The sequence below is a fragment of the Natronorubrum halalkaliphilum genome (assembly GCF_009834785.1).
GTDB classification, from domain to species: domain Archaea; phylum Halobacteriota; class Halobacteria; order Halobacteriales; family Natrialbaceae; genus Natronorubrum; species Natronorubrum halalkaliphilum.
The window spans coordinates 38,823-52,533 of sequence record NZ_WUYX01000045.1 but is presented as its reverse complement, the minus strand read 5'-3'; the positions used below and the strand labels follow the sequence as shown (position 1 = coordinate 52,533).

13 protein-coding genes are annotated in these 13,711 nt (G+C 62.3%); 4 read left to right on the top strand and 9 right to left on the bottom strand.

Annotation, left to right across the window (positions count from 1 at the left end):
- Positions 1-72: 72 nt before the first annotated feature.
- The 6 genes from otsB to GS429_RS14925 all read right to left on the bottom strand — a co-directional run bounded on the left by otsB (position 73) and on the right by GS429_RS14925 (position 8,754).
- Positions 73-903, bottom strand: a complete 831-nt coding sequence (gene otsB, locus GS429_RS14950) for a trehalose-phosphatase (RefSeq protein WP_160066160.1) — start codon at positions 901-903, stop codon at positions 73-75.
- 3 nt (positions 904-906) lie between these two features.
- Positions 907-2,757: an alpha,alpha-trehalose-phosphate synthase (UDP-forming) gene (locus GS429_RS14945; RefSeq protein WP_160066159.1), complete on the bottom strand. Its 1,851-nt coding sequence runs from the start codon at positions 2,755-2,757 to the stop codon at positions 907-909.
- A gap of 317 nt (positions 2,758-3,074) precedes the next feature.
- Entirely contained in the window at positions 3,075-4,280 is a 1,206-nt protein-coding gene (locus GS429_RS14940; protein ID WP_160066158.1) for a Cdc6/Cdc18 family protein, read from the bottom strand.
- A 1,202-nt stretch (positions 4,281-5,482) separates the two neighbouring features.
- The gene (locus GS429_RS14935; RefSeq protein WP_160066157.1) at positions 5,483-5,659 is read right to left on the bottom strand and encodes a hypothetical protein; all 177 of its coding nucleotides are present in this window, start codon (positions 5,657-5,659) and stop codon (positions 5,483-5,485) included.
- Between the two features lie 294 nt (positions 5,660-5,953).
- Complete coding sequence (locus GS429_RS14930; RefSeq protein WP_160066156.1) at positions 5,954-7,120, bottom strand: DUF7350 domain-containing protein; 1,167 nt, start codon at positions 7,118-7,120, stop codon at positions 5,954-5,956.
- Positions 7,121-7,242: 122 nt separating this feature from the next.
- Positions 7,243-8,754, bottom strand: coding sequence for a hypothetical protein (locus tag GS429_RS14925; protein ID WP_328821419.1), 1,512 nt, complete (start codon positions 8,752-8,754; stop codon positions 7,243-7,245).
- A 213-nt stretch (positions 8,755-8,967) separates the two neighbouring features.
- Here GS429_RS14925 and GS429_RS14920 point away from each other — a divergent pair, with 213 nt between their 5' ends.
- The 4 genes from GS429_RS14920 (at position 8,968) to GS429_RS14905 (ending at position 11,300) form a co-directional block, all read left to right on the top strand.
- Positions 8,968-9,792: an SCO family protein gene (locus GS429_RS14920; protein WP_160066155.1), complete on the top strand. Its 825-nt coding sequence runs from the start codon at positions 8,968-8,970 to the stop codon at positions 9,790-9,792.
- 2 nt (positions 9,793-9,794) lie between these two features.
- On the top strand, positions 9,795-10,361 hold the full coding sequence (locus GS429_RS14915; RefSeq protein WP_160066154.1) for a TlpA family protein disulfide reductase: 567 nt from the start codon (positions 9,795-9,797) through the stop codon (positions 10,359-10,361).
- A gap of 2 nt (positions 10,362-10,363) precedes the next feature.
- Entirely contained in the window at positions 10,364-11,038 is a 675-nt protein-coding gene (locus GS429_RS14910) for a cytochrome c biogenesis CcdA family protein (RefSeq protein WP_160066153.1), read from the top strand.
- Positions 11,039-11,162: 124 nt separating this feature from the next.
- Positions 11,163-11,300, top strand: coding sequence for a hypothetical protein (locus GS429_RS14905; RefSeq protein ID WP_160066152.1), 138 nt, complete (start codon positions 11,163-11,165; stop codon positions 11,298-11,300).
- 102 nt (positions 11,301-11,402) lie between these two features.
- Here GS429_RS14905 and GS429_RS14900 read toward each other — a convergent pair whose 3' ends face one another.
- From GS429_RS14900 to GS429_RS14890, 3 genes are all read right to left on the bottom strand, one after another.
- The gene (locus GS429_RS14900; protein WP_160066151.1) at positions 11,403-11,906 is read right to left on the bottom strand and encodes a universal stress protein; all 504 of its coding nucleotides are present in this window, start codon (positions 11,904-11,906) and stop codon (positions 11,403-11,405) included.
- Between the two features lie 241 nt (positions 11,907-12,147).
- The gene (locus tag GS429_RS14895) at positions 12,148-12,363 is read right to left on the bottom strand and encodes a DUF8149 family protein (RefSeq protein WP_160066150.1); all 216 of its coding nucleotides are present in this window, start codon (positions 12,361-12,363) and stop codon (positions 12,148-12,150) included.
- A 110-nt stretch (positions 12,364-12,473) separates the two neighbouring features.
- Positions 12,474-13,472 (bottom strand): PGF-CTERM sorting domain-containing protein, encoded by a 999-nt coding sequence (locus tag GS429_RS14890; protein WP_160066149.1) that lies wholly within the window; start codon positions 13,470-13,472, stop codon positions 12,474-12,476.
- Between the last annotated feature and the right edge of the window lie 239 nt (positions 13,473-13,711).

The following is a 13,711-nucleotide window of genomic DNA, read 5'->3' as shown; positions in this document are numbered from 1 at the left end:
GTTCATAACAATCGCCACTATCCCGCTTCAACTCCTTTGATCTACTGCCGCACCTCGACGCCACCTAGTGATTCAATGGAGCCGTTGAGTCGAATCCGCTTCGAGCAGTTCGACGCCGGTCGAGCCGAGCCAGTCCAGGAACGACGCAACCTCGTCGGGCGAGTCGACGCGACAGGAAGCGGCCGATTCGCCATCATCGCCGACTCGAACGCCGAATCCCTGCGGTTCGACGACCCCGAACGCGGATTCGTCCGTAACGTCGTCACCGATGTAGAGCGGAACCGTCTCCCCCGGCATAGCCGACGCGATCAGTTCCACCGCGTCGCCTTTGCCCCACTGAACCGTCGGCTCGATCTCGAGAATGCACTTTCCGTCCGAAATCTCGAGGGCACCATCGCCGAAGCGATCGACGATCGACTCCGTCCGTCGCCGAACGATCGGCCGTGCAGCAGGCGGCACGGATCTGAAATGGACCGTCCCGGTCAGCCGCTTGTTTTCGATCCGGCAGTTGGGAACGGACCCTAGAACCGTCTCGAGCGTCGCACACACCTCCTCGAGTCTGCCAGCCCGCTTTCGAGCGACCGGATGGACGGCGATGGACCCGTTACGATCGAACTCGAGCCCGTGATTGCCGGCGTAGATATCCGGTCCGTCGATACGGTCGCGAACGTCGGCTAACGCACGTCCACTGACGATCGCTATCGATACGTCGGGCTCCGCAGCCAGTGTCGCGACCGCGTTCTCATTGGCCGTCGTCGCCTCCGCCTCGTCGGGTTGTTCGACGATCGGAGCGAGCGTCCCATCGAAGTCGAGACAGAGCAGTAGCTGCGAACTATCGGCGAGTGCCGACCGTATCTGCGACCGCGCTTGGTCGATCGGTCGCGGTGGTGTTTCGGTCGCCATCGGCTACACTGGCTGCGTGGGTTCGTGAGAGTCACGGTCCGAACTCGAGTCCGAGTCCGACTGCGACTGCGACCGCGACCGTGACTGAGACTGAGACTGTGAACCGGAACCCCGCCCCGAACCGGACTTGCGATCGAAATCTCGCTCCCCGTCCGGATCGGGGTCTTGAGGACCGGTCTGTCCAATTTCGCTTCGAACTCGACGAATCCAGTCGAACTGGGTTTCCATCCACGAATCGAGATCCATATCGAACACCCGATTTCGCAGCGTGTTCATCCGTTGTTTCCGTTCGTGAGGCGGCATCGACAGCGCCGCCTCGAGCCGTCCGGCGAAGCCGTCCGTATCGGTCGGATCGATCGTAATCGCGTGCGACCCCAGCGTCTCGTGTGCCCCGGTTCGGTCGCTCAACAGGAGCGTTCCGTCCCCGTCGACGCTCGACGCGATATACTCCTGGGTCACCAGATTCATCCCGTCGACCAGCGGACTCACGACCATCACGTCAGCGCGGCGGTACAGCGCACAGAGGTCGTCGCTGTCGAGATAGTCCTCCGTGTAGACGATCGGTTTCCACTCCCGAGTTCGAAATCGCTGATTGATCCGTTCGACCTCGCTCCGGACGAGGTCCCCATATCGCTCGTAGGCCTGAATATCGGTCCGGGAGAGCGTCGCCTTCTGAATAAACGTGAACTCGCCGTGCCACGTCGGGTTCCGCTCGAGGAACCGTTCGATCGCGGCCAGTCGTTCGGGGATCCCCTTCGTGTAGTCGAGCCGGTCGACGCCGAGCCCGATGACGGTGTCCTCGGCAATATCGTACTTCTCGAACAGCGACGAGAGTTGCGTCTGCGACGCCGACCGCGCATCCTGATCGTACGACGCGGCATCGACGCCCATCGGCGTCGCGACGACGCGGGTCGTGTGGCCACCGTAAGAGACGATCCGCCGATCTCGGTCGACGGTCGCACTCGGCAGGAACCGACGGACGCACTCGAGAAAGTTGTCGGCGTAGCGATCGACGTGGAATCCAAGCAGATCGTTCCCGAGCACTCCCTCGAGGAGTTGGCCGCCGCTGGGACAGCGCTGGAAGGTCGTTGCCGTCGGCCACGGAATGTGCCAGAACTGGGCGACGGTGGTCGATTGCGGAACCGACTCGCGGATCATACGCGGCGCGAGCGCGAAGTGGTAGTCCTGGAGCCAGACCGTCGAGTCGGCCGTTGCGTTCTCGGCAACCGCCTCGGCGAAGCGTTCGTTGACCGTTCGGTACCAGTCGAAATCGTTCGATCGATTCTCGACGAGGTCGGTAAAGCCGTGACACAGCGGCCAGAGAACGCGGTTGCTGAACCCGTAGTAGTAGGAGTCGACCGCCTCCTCCGAGAGGTCGATCCGCCGGAGCGTGTAGGAGCCGTCGTCCGGCGGAACGGCCACGCGGTTGCGCTCGTCCGCGACGTCGAAGTCCGCCTCGCCGTCGCCCCAGGCGATCCAGGTCCCCTCGACCTGTTGGAGTACGGGGTCGAGTCCGGCGGTCAGTCCGCCGGTCGGTTCGTCGACCGAGACGGATTTGTCACCAGCCAGTACACCCGTTTCGGTTTCGGGCGCAGCACCATCGGCTCGAGTTTCCGGTTCCGACTCATCGGCCGCCGATGCGGACGACCCGCCGTCGGGATCCTCGGCATCCGACGTCGCCCCGTCGTCCGCGTATTCGTGTCGATACGGTTGGCGATTCGAAACGACGATCAACGAACCGGGGAAGGTCGGACCGTCGGACTGCGCGTCATCGGTTGCCCGCTTGCCTCCGTCGGCTCGTAACCGCCGATTGTTCGGGTGCGTCGACGACAACCGCTCGTCGGTAAGTCGCATTCGCTGATATACAGAGCGTCACCGCGGGTTGATTCGCGGCCTGCAGCAGCATGGAAGTCTAATAGCATCCCACTACTATCCGAAAAACGCGGACTGTTCCGGGAGAGAGACTGTCTGTCGAATTCGTCAACGAACGGGCGCAAATAGTCAGAATCTGATCTGGGATGTGCGACTATTACCGGATTCCAGTTGTAATCGAATACCAGACTCGAGTCGAGGAGCGGACGGGACACCGGGTTTCCGGTGAAACGAGCGCCACGGCTGCAGGAAACAGGTACAGCAGGCCGTCACCTCCCCCGAAACGAATCCGCGACCAGTCATCCTTCGTCCGTCTCGACGAGCACCTTCCGAACCACGTCCGGATCCTCGAGTAACTGGTGTTCGGTGTAGCTCCCTTCGGCGCTGCCGCCGCTCTGGCGGGACTGCTCGATGATGTCGAGAAACGCGTGTTCTTTCAGCAGGTCCCGAACCCGTCGCAACGAGAGGGTATCGGACCCCTCCTGTCGACAGATCTCCTCGTAGACGTCGAAGATTTTGGTCGTTCGGAACCCGTCCTCGCTGGGCGTGTTCAACGAGAGAACCGCAAGCGCCTGTAACACGTACCTGGAGTGGGGCGTCGAGCCGCGAATGAGTTCTCGAAACCGATCCGTCTCCGCCCGTTCGCGGGCCTGAACGACGTACTCTTCCTGGACCGTTTCGCTGCCGTTTGACTGGGCGATCTCGCCCGCGTAGCGGAGAATGTCGATGGCTTTCCGAGCGTCTCCGTGTTCTCGAGCGGCCAACGCGGCCGAACGCGGGATTACCGACGGCTCGAGGACGCCGTCCTTGAACGCGTCGCTGCGGGCCTGCATGATGTCGCGAAGCTGGTTCGCATCGTACGGCGGGAAGACGAACTCGCGTTCGCAGAGACTGGACTTGACCCGCTCGTCCATCCGATCTTTGTACTTGATCTTGTTACTGATGCCGATCACGCCGATCTTACACGAGTCGAGTTTGCCGGCCTCGCCCGCACGCGAGAGTTGCATGAGGATGTCGTCGTCGTCGAGTTTGTCGACTTCGTCTAAGATAATGAGGACGACTTCGTACTGGGAGTCCAGGACCGTCCAGAGCCGTTTGTAGTACGTCGAAGTGCTGAGCCCCTTATCCGGAATCTTGACGTCAGTAACTTCGGGATCGTTCAGCGAGTACGCGATCGTCTGGACAGCCTGGGTCTCCGTGCTGTCCTGTGCGCAGTCGACGTAGGCGAACTCCGCGGTGACGCCTTCCTCTTTTGCGACGCGGACGAGTCGTTCGGAGATATGCTTCGCACAGAGGGACTTTCCGGTTCCCGTCTTGCCGTAGATGAGCAAATTGCTCGGGCTCTGGCCGAAGATCGCCGGATTGACTGCGTTGGCGAGATCCGAGATCTCGTCGTCCCGGCCGACGATTCGACCCTCCTCGGGGAGGTGATTGATCTCGAGTAACTCCTTGTTCTCGAAGATGGGGTCGTCACGGGTGAAGAGGTCATCGCCGGAACTCGACATAGATAGTAGACACCACGTTTCCGGTGAAACACCTTTACTGTTTGGTCTCGCAGCCGGAAAATCGGTAACTCGGGAGAATTTCGTGGGCAGAGCAGTTCTCGAGGGTGCAGATGATCGAGATTCGATCGGGAGCGAAAACGGAGCACACACACACCACGTTTCCGGTGAAACGGGTGAAACGGGGGGAGGGGGTGCAGTTGAAACGGGGGTTGAGATTCACCGGAAACCGGGTGTGGGTACCCTCGAGAGAGTAAAGCGAAGACCCACTCACCTCCGTTCGGATCGGTGATAACGGCCGTTACAGTCGGTGAGGGCGGTATATTGACGATATCGTGTGACTGGAAATCCAGTACTCATGAGCGGGAGTGAAACGCCAAACAGATGATCGAAAGAAGAGCGGGAAGCGAGAAGAGATGGGAAGATATGGGAACAAAAGGACTACAGTGTGCGGAAGAATCGAACTTGACGAAGAGCACGGTTAGAACACCAGAATGTCGTCTTCAGAAGACTGTCCCGCCACCGATTTCCGGTGAACACGCCGGAATTGACTAACGTCAATTCATTTTTGGTTTAACGACTCAATGGACTTTTTCTCTTGTAGCGTATTATATGTTACTATAGCGTCCGTATATTAGTAGTTAGGAAAGTCTGGGCTCTGCTCCCGATCGTGAAGACACTAAAACAGCGAGTAATCGGTTCTACACCCGATATCCTACCTATTCTTTGCTCCTCCGACTGATTACGACGCCGCTCCCTTCTCCCCCCACCCACCCCCTGATTATCCCGTTTCACCGGAAACGTGGTGTGTGCGTCTATTCACGCTTCACCCATCGTCGGTCTCGGCCTGTTTCACCGGAAACCCGGTGTGCGTGTCCGACGGGACTCGTTCACCGGAAACCCGGTGTGTTCGCAGAAACTGAAATTTCCCCGATTTCGCCGTCGCTGTCTTCTCGAGCGCTGTCTTTTCGATCTCAAAACTCCGATCTGATCACCGACTACTGGAGTCTGCTTTTCGGACGACTTCCCGCTGACTGTCTCGTGGTGTTCACCGGAAACCCGGTGTGCCGGTCTCGAGCACCGCACAGTCCGTAATACCTGACTTTCACCGGAAATCAGGTGTGTGTTCAGGTCGGCCTACGATCGGTTTTGGGGTGCTTTCCACGGATAGCAAACGGGTGACGGAGGAAAAATCGGGGACGAATTCAGTAGTAGTAGAGTTCGAGTTCGTGGCCGCAGTTTCGACAGGATGCTTCCGTTCCCTGCAGCCGGTTCGATTCGCTCTCGTCGTCGATCCCCGGACCCGGTGGAACGGACGCGTTGACCGTTGCTTCACACTCCGGACAACCGATACGCATGTCTGAGTGGTCTGACTGAGACATACCGTAGATATATTCGGAAGTTCCGGATAGTTATACCAGCCATACAGAGTGATCTGTTGTCCGTTCCGGCGCGAAGTTTTTAATTTACGAATAGAATTCGCCTGCAGTGTTGTCAATCAGTAGTTTCCAGTTCTGGTTTCAACCCCGATTCAGATTCCGCTCCAACCACAGTTCAGGATTCGGTTCAGTCTTCATTCGAGGAGCAGTCAATATCAGACGTTCGTTCGCTGTGTAGCATCAGTACCAGACGTCCGTTCGCTGTGCCGCCACCCGCCTACCGCGCTCTTCGATCAATCACACTGTGTAGGTGACCGGTTCGAACTCGAAAAAAGCGGTCTCGTAGCCGTCGTGTCGTGACACTTGCGGGGGCGAATCGACGGCAACCGTTATCTCGTCGCCGCGCTCGAGGCCATCGGTGCCGATCCCGTAATGGTGGCCGAACTCGTGGTCGAGCGTTTCCGTCAGCGGCTCGCGCTCGAGAACGGGTGTCCCGTCCCGTTCGACCGTCACGTTTAGCGAGGCCGACGGGAGGCTAATATCGTGGTAGGGCGTTCGAACCGAGACCGCCAGATACGCCGGGTCGTCGGTAAAGCGGTCGGTTCGGACCGCGTTCACGGAGACCTTCGCATCGCCGCTTCGCTCGGGGCCGAACAGTTCACCGGGGAGTTCGTTGACCGGCGGGCCGACCGACGGCGGTGGGTGACCGGGATCGCGATCGTGGTCAGCTCCGTCGTGATCCGAACCGTCGTGGTCGCCGTCCCCGTCCCCGTGACCGTCCTCACCGTGTCCCTCCCCGCCATGGTCTCCGTGATCCATCAGCGGCAAGGCCTCGCGATCACCGCGTCGGTCGTCATCGATCAGTTCGAACTCGAGGTCGTGGATGTCCGAGCGCTCGAACTCGAACTCGATCTCGAGCGTTGCGGCCTCGGCCAACCGGTCGGCGAACGCGCCAGTTCGCGCGGCATCGACCGGGCCAACCTGAACGCGCGCCGTGTACACGCCTTCCTCCGGCAACTGGATGTTGTCGCCGTAATGAAACCCCATTCGTTGAGAGAGCATCGACCAGGGCGTCAGTCGGCCGCCGACCGAGTCGCCGTCCCGGAGAATTTCGAGGCTCAGATTCACCGGAAGGACGGTGTCCGTGTCGACGTCCCAGACGGTGAGCATGAGATGCAGACTGTCGTCGGGAGCGACGTCGACCTGCTCGGTTTCGCCGGCGATGATCCAGAACCGGTGGGGGATCGTATAGGAGAGTTCGACGGCGTACTCGCCGTCGGTCGCTCGACCGTAGGTGCCCATCTCCTCGATACCGGCGGGGAGGTAGACGGCGTCGGGGCGGTTCTCGACGATGGGCGGGTTCGACCAGGCGGACTGTTCTTCGAACCCGAGACGCTCGAGACAGCCGGCGACACCGACGGTACCGGCGACGGCCGTTCCACGGAGGAAGCCCCGACGATTCATCACGCTCGCCTTGGGGAGCCACCGACAAAACGGCTGTTGGTTTGGTGGTCGAATGCGGGCCGAACGCTGGTCGAACACGGGCCGAACGCTGGTCCAATGCGGGTCGAACCCGTTCGACAAACTCAGCCGGCGACGTACACCGGCTCCGTCGTCGGCAGCGTCAGCAGCCACAGGCTGACCGTCGTGTAACAGACCATCACGACGACGAAGGGGTACTGGCTCCGAATCGCCTGCAATCGGCCCGGAAAGCAGTCGAACGCGATCGCGTGGGCGGCCCAGATCGCGAGAACGTGTCCCGCGAGGAGCGCGCCGATCTCGACGGTTCCCATCCACCCGGGAACGAGCAGCGTCGTCGGGTTGACCGGCGGAGCCAGCGGGCTCGAGAGCGCCGCCAGCGACGCCGGTGCGAGCGAGGCGACAAACGCGACGTAGTGTGCGAGGTGGTATCCGGCGGCGATCGCGAGCAACGGTGGCGCAAACCGCCGGGCAAGAGCGCGCTCGGACCGATACGTGGGTGCGGTTCGCCGCGACGCGTGTGCGGCCAGCCAGTAGAGCCCGAGCGCCAGTCCGAAGCCGCCGAGCAGCAACGCGAGGTAGGTAACGTGGGCCGACAGCCCGGTCGCGACGAGCGTTTCGACCGTCCGACGACCGGGTGTCGTGACGACGAAGCCGTTGTACGTCAGCTCCCAGACCAGCAGGACGGCGAACGCGACCTCGCTCGAGTCGGCGACGACCGATTCGTCCCGAAGCCGAGCGCCGGGAACGACAAGTCGAAACTGACTATCTTGGCGTTGAACGGGTGCAACCGCCCCGTAAAGCCGAAAGAGCACGGCGAGCGGATCCGCGTGCCGAAACCAGGCGGCCGGCGAGAACAGCACGGCTCCAACCACGGTGACACACGCGTAGCCGACCGCGACGCGCGCGAGAACACCCGGGTCGGTCGTGACCGGCAGGACGAGCTCGAGCCAGACGAGCGCTCCCAGGCCGAGGACCGCCGGCCACGACGAGAGCCGCGCGGGGTACTCGAGGATTGCCGCGTTCTTGGAGGCCGCGTTCGATTTCGCTCCTTCCGTTCCTGTCTGCGCTGTATTCCTTCGCTCGCGCCCGCGAACGCGATCGAGTATCCCGGTCACGCCTCGTGCGATGAACCGAAACGGATCGATCGTCGGCCACGGATCCACGACAAGGAAGGTGATCATCGGCAGCAGCGCCCGGACGCCGACGAACGCGAGGATCACCGCGAGGTTCGCCGTCGGCATCGCCGGCCCCTCGAGGCCGACGATGATGACGGCTGCGAGGGCGGTCAGCCCCAGCACGCTTCCGAGGACGGAGCCGATAGCGAGTACTCGACTCGAGCGTGTGCTGACCGACGGGAACGGACGGTCCCACTCGTGGAGCGCGTCGACGAACCGCCGATCGGTTACGAGCGCGGCGAGCATGGCGGAGGCACCGACGGCGGCTCCGCCGGTCAGCAGGGTGAGCCACGTTGGTACCGTGAGTTCGCGATCCTCGCCGAGGCCGGCGGCGACGTTCGAGGCACTCGCGGGCTCGGTCCAGCACACCGCGGCGATACCGACCGCTCCACATCCCAGTGCGATCGAGGCGATCAACCGGATCGAGCGCGGCGGTGGCACCGATGGAGTCCACCACAGCGGTCTACATGTATCCGGGTCTCGGTTACAGTACTCGAGACTCGGTACAGTACTCAGGACTCGAGGCGGTGACTCCTATTCGAGACTTGAAACTCGAATCGTTGTCTCCACCCCGCGGTAGCTGGCAACTGAGCGACCGGTGTATTCGGTGGCTGAACCAACGAACATTTGATGGCGCACTCCTACGAATTAGATATGGAACGGCGGACATATCTACGGTCGCTCGGGGTTGCGGGTGTTGCCGGCGTCGCTGGGTGTCTCGATACGGTTGAACAGGCCGTCTCCGGCGACCGGACGGCAGACCACGACGGGCCGGCGATTCTGCCACCGCCAGATCATCCGACGGGATCCTCGTATCCGACGTACGGCGAGGAGTTCCCGTCGTTTTCGATACCCGATCCGATCGCGGAGACGACCGTCTCGCTCGAGGATTTCGTCGGCGAGAAACCGTTTTTGATGACGTATTTCTTTACGACGTGTCCGGACGGGGCCTGTCCCGCCCTGCTCTTGCGGCTGCGATGGATCCAGGAGGATGCTGCAGCGAACGGATACGAGGATGACATCGGGCTGTTGGCGTTTACCTTCGATCCCGAACGCGATACGCCCGACGTGCTCAGCGAGTACGCCACCCAGCGGAGTATCGATTACGAGGCGGACAACTGGCACTTCCTTCGGCCCGAGACGTCCGACGAGGCCGAAGCGACGATGACCGAGACCTTCGAGATGGCGCTCAAGCGGATCGAGGATGACGATACCGAAGACGGTGCAGACGCCGACGATGATGGACACGGCGATCACGATGGGAACGGAGACGAAGACGGAGACCACGACCACGACGACAACGACGACCACGACGACCACGACCACGGCGAGTACACCTTTTCGCACAACAACGTGGTCACGCTCGTCAACGAAGACGGGATCGTCGAACGCGGCTATCCGCAAGCGGTGCAGTCCGACCGTGCCGTCGATAACGAAACGATAGTCGAGGACGTCAGAACGGTCGTCGGGGTGGAGTAAGCATGCGCCGACGGGACGTCCTCGCCGGAATCGGCAGTGCGGGCATCGTCGGCGGTGCCGGTGCAGTCGCCGTCTACGGTGTGCCGTCGACCGACGCCCTCCTCGAGGACGAGTCCGGCGCCGTCCAGGACCCGCTCGAGATCGACACGATCGACGCCCCCGGCAGCGACGCCGGGACGATTCAGGTGCCGGACCTTGAGCGTGCGACGTTCATCGATCTCTTCGGGACGTGGTGTGCACCGTGTATCGAACAGATGCCGGCGCTCGCGGAAGCCAACGACCGAATCGGTGACGAGGTGGTGTTTGCCTCCGTGACCAACGAGTCCGTCGGCGAGAACGGCGCGATCACCGAGGCGGAACTCGTCGAGTGGTGGACCGACAACGACGGCGACTGGACGCTCGGTCACGACCCGTCGGCGGAAATCACCGCCAGATACCTCGAGGGCGGCTTTCCGACCGCCGTCGCGATCGACGCGTCGGGTCGGGTCCAGTGGGCCGATTCGGGTATCAAGACCGCGGACGAACTGGTGAACGGAATCGAACGGGCACTCGAGGCGAGTTCCGAATAAGTATGTTCGACGCCTCACTGCTGACCGCGCTCGGCTTCGCGTTGACCGCGGGCGTTGCAACCTTCTTTTCGCCGTGTGCGTACCCGCTCCTCCCGGGGTACGTCGGCTTCTACGTGAGCCAAACCGACGGGGACGAGCGCTCGCTGTCCGGCTCGCTCAGCCGCGGTCTCGTCGCCGGCGTCGGCGTCCTCGCGACGTTCAGCGTTCTCCTGGTCGCCGCGTACTGGGTCGGCCACTCGACGCTGTCGAATATCGTCCTGTTCGAGCCGATCATCGGCGCGATTCTGGTCCTGTTCGGGCTGTTGATCGTCTTCGATCGCGCCCCGTCGCTGTCGATCGCGCTTCCGAAGCGTCGCTCGAGCACGTTCGGATTCGCGATCTTCGGCGCGGGATACGCGCTGGCGGCGGCAGGCTGTGTCGCGCCGCTGTTCGTCGGCGTGATCGCTCGAGCGCTGTCGTTGCCGCCGACGTCGGCGTCGCTCGTCATCGGCACCTACGTCGGCAGCGTCGTGGTCCTGATGGTCTCGCTGACCGTCGCGACGGGGATGGGCCTCGTCGCGAACGCCGGCCGACTGGCGGCCCACACCGAGACGCTTGAGCGGGTCGCGGGCGTGGTCATGATCGTCGCCGGAGTCGGCCAGCTGTACCTCTCGATCGTCATTCTCGACGTGATCTGATCGGCTGTCGGTGGACGAGGACGGGGACTGAAACGGGAACAGGACTGGAGGACGGCCCGGGCCCGGGCCCGGGTTTTGCTTGCAAGGCCATCGTTTGTGTGCCTCGTTACCGTTTCTATACTGGATGGATTCGAAACGCCCGGACGTTCGACTGGACGACTCGTCCGACGAGGACGGGTTCGTGACGAAACGGAACGGGTCGGACGACGAGTCGGAGTCTTCCGACTCGCTGCTCGAGGCGATCCGTTCGTTCCTGCGGTGAGAGACGGCCGTCTGCGGAGGGTGTGCCGGCATCGCTCGACTCCGCTGAGTCTCGCTGCGGGTGGTGTCGATAGCTTTCGCTGTCTCCGGCGCGTAGTGGCTCTCACTTGATGATCGTCACCGGGACGGTCGCTTTGTCGACGACCGTTTTCGCGACGCTGCCGACCACTCGTTCACGCTCATCCGAGAGCCCGCGATGGCCGACGTAGATGCCGGTAACTCCCGATTCGTCGGCGTGGTCGACGATCGCTTCGGCCGGCCTGCCGGCCAGTAGTTCGGTCGCAATCTCGATTTCGGCATCGGCATCGGTGTCGGAATCTGCATCGACGTCAGCGCCGGCGCCGGAATCGGTATCGGTATCAGTACCAGTATTCGATGCCGCGACGATCTCAGTCGCGTGATGCTTTGCCTGCTCGAGCGTCTGTTCGCCGTACTTCACCGCCTCGTCTTCGCCGGGCAGCACGAGCGTGCCGTCCACGAGTTCCGTCTCGGGAGTTAACACGTGGACGATCTCGAGGGACGCGTTCCACGCGTTGGCCTCCTTCGCGGCGTATTCGACTGCTGTATCGCTGACTCCGGAGCCGTCCGTTGCAACGAGGAACCTCATACCGGACACTCCCACTGAAACGGGTATAGTAGTATCACGACTTCTTCCGTCGTGGGAATCAACGCAGCGTCGACAACCGATATCTGAGTGTCAGCGATCGCGTTCGATGCGACGCTCCGAGCGCTCCTCGAGTTCGAGGCGCAGGATCGAAGCGGTTCTTGTACGGACTGCTGGAAGTCATTTCCGGCGGGACCGCAGGACGGGTCACGGTCCCACCGGTACATCGGTACAGCAGACCGTATCACTCCTCGAGCAGTCCGAGCTCGTCGGCCACCAGATCGGCAATTTGATCGGCGATATCGGGATCGACCGTGGCGACGTCGTCGCCGTCGTGTAACTGTTCGTTGTGTCGCTCGACCGTCTCCGCGACGTCCGGCAGTGGTACGCGGGAGGTCGTCTCACAGTCGGGGCAGACGATCGGGACCCGGGGATCGTCCGACTCGCTCGCGGTTGTCATCGTGGGACTCTCTCGAGCGGACCGTCAAAATCTCACTGGTCGCGGTTCGGGCGGGAGGACGGAACCCGTCGAGTGTCGGTTCGATCGGTATTTGGGCGACCAGTACCGGGTTATTCCGATCGATATCGCGAGCCGACGAGCGCAGCGAGTGTCAGCGCGACGATCGCTGCGGAGAGGCCGAATCCGGGCATCTGCTCGTCGTCTCCGTCGTCGCTATCGCTCGTTTCACTCGCACTCACCGACGCGTTATCCTCGCCGTCGGAATCGTCCGCATTCTCGTCGGTCGAGTTGCTGCTGTTCGTCGAGTCGTCGTCCTTGTCCTCGGTCTCGGACGTGGACTCATCGTCGGTCGTGTCCTCGCCGGTCAACTGGAGGACGGCGACGGCTTGTCCGTGCGAGCCGTCGGGTTCGAAGGTCCAGCCCCCGCCGGCTTTCTCGTAGGGCTCCGCGTCTTCGATCGGATCGACGTCGGAGTCCCACGCATCGTGTGCCTGCTGTATGTAGCCGACGACCTCGATACGGTCGGCGTGTTCGCCGTCGATCTGGGCCTCACCGTATTCGATCGTCGCGTCCTCGGGCTGGCCGTGCATCTCGATGCAGTGTGAGTCCATGTAGCCGTCTCCCTGCGGCAGGTCGTCGGTCGTGCCGAACTGGTCGGCGTCGAGCGGCCGCTCGTAGTGGTCGGTCACTGGGTACTCGACGGTCATCGGATCGGCGTGGGAGTGCCACGACAGCGTTTCGCCGGTCGGGACCGTGACGGTCGTGTTCGGGACGGTTTCGCCGACGATCGGATCTCCGGCCTCGTTAACTAGCGTCACACAGACTTTACCGGAACCGTCTCCGAGATACGGCGATCGGTACTCGTCCCGCGGGTTGTCGTAACTAACCCAGTTTTCCGAGCCCGCTTCGTAGTACAGGTCACCGGGCTCAGGTGCCGGCTCGACGTATTCCTCCTCGGAGACGGTCTTGTCGTCGTCCGGATCGACGATGCTGGCGGAGGCGTCGGCGGGCGCGCCTGCGCTCACGCCGCCGATCCCTGCGATCCCGATCAGCCCGAGGACGACCAGGACGCCCAGTCCAGCTGCGATGGAATAGCGCGATCGAAGCATGGTTACCTCGCTCCTCCGTCCCGTCTCGCGGTCGGACGCGGTCGTCCGGTCGATTCGGTCTGCCGTCCGAAACGGCGGTCCGACCGCCGCTGTATTCCGTCGTTAGCTCCGGTACCCTCGAATTCGGATGCCGTGAATTCGACGGCTCGCCCTCTCGAGTGGGCCCGTTGCGGTGCTCGTAATCGAGTCTGTGTCATCCAGCCAAGGTACCTGATTCCCCGTTCTATATATGAGCGCCA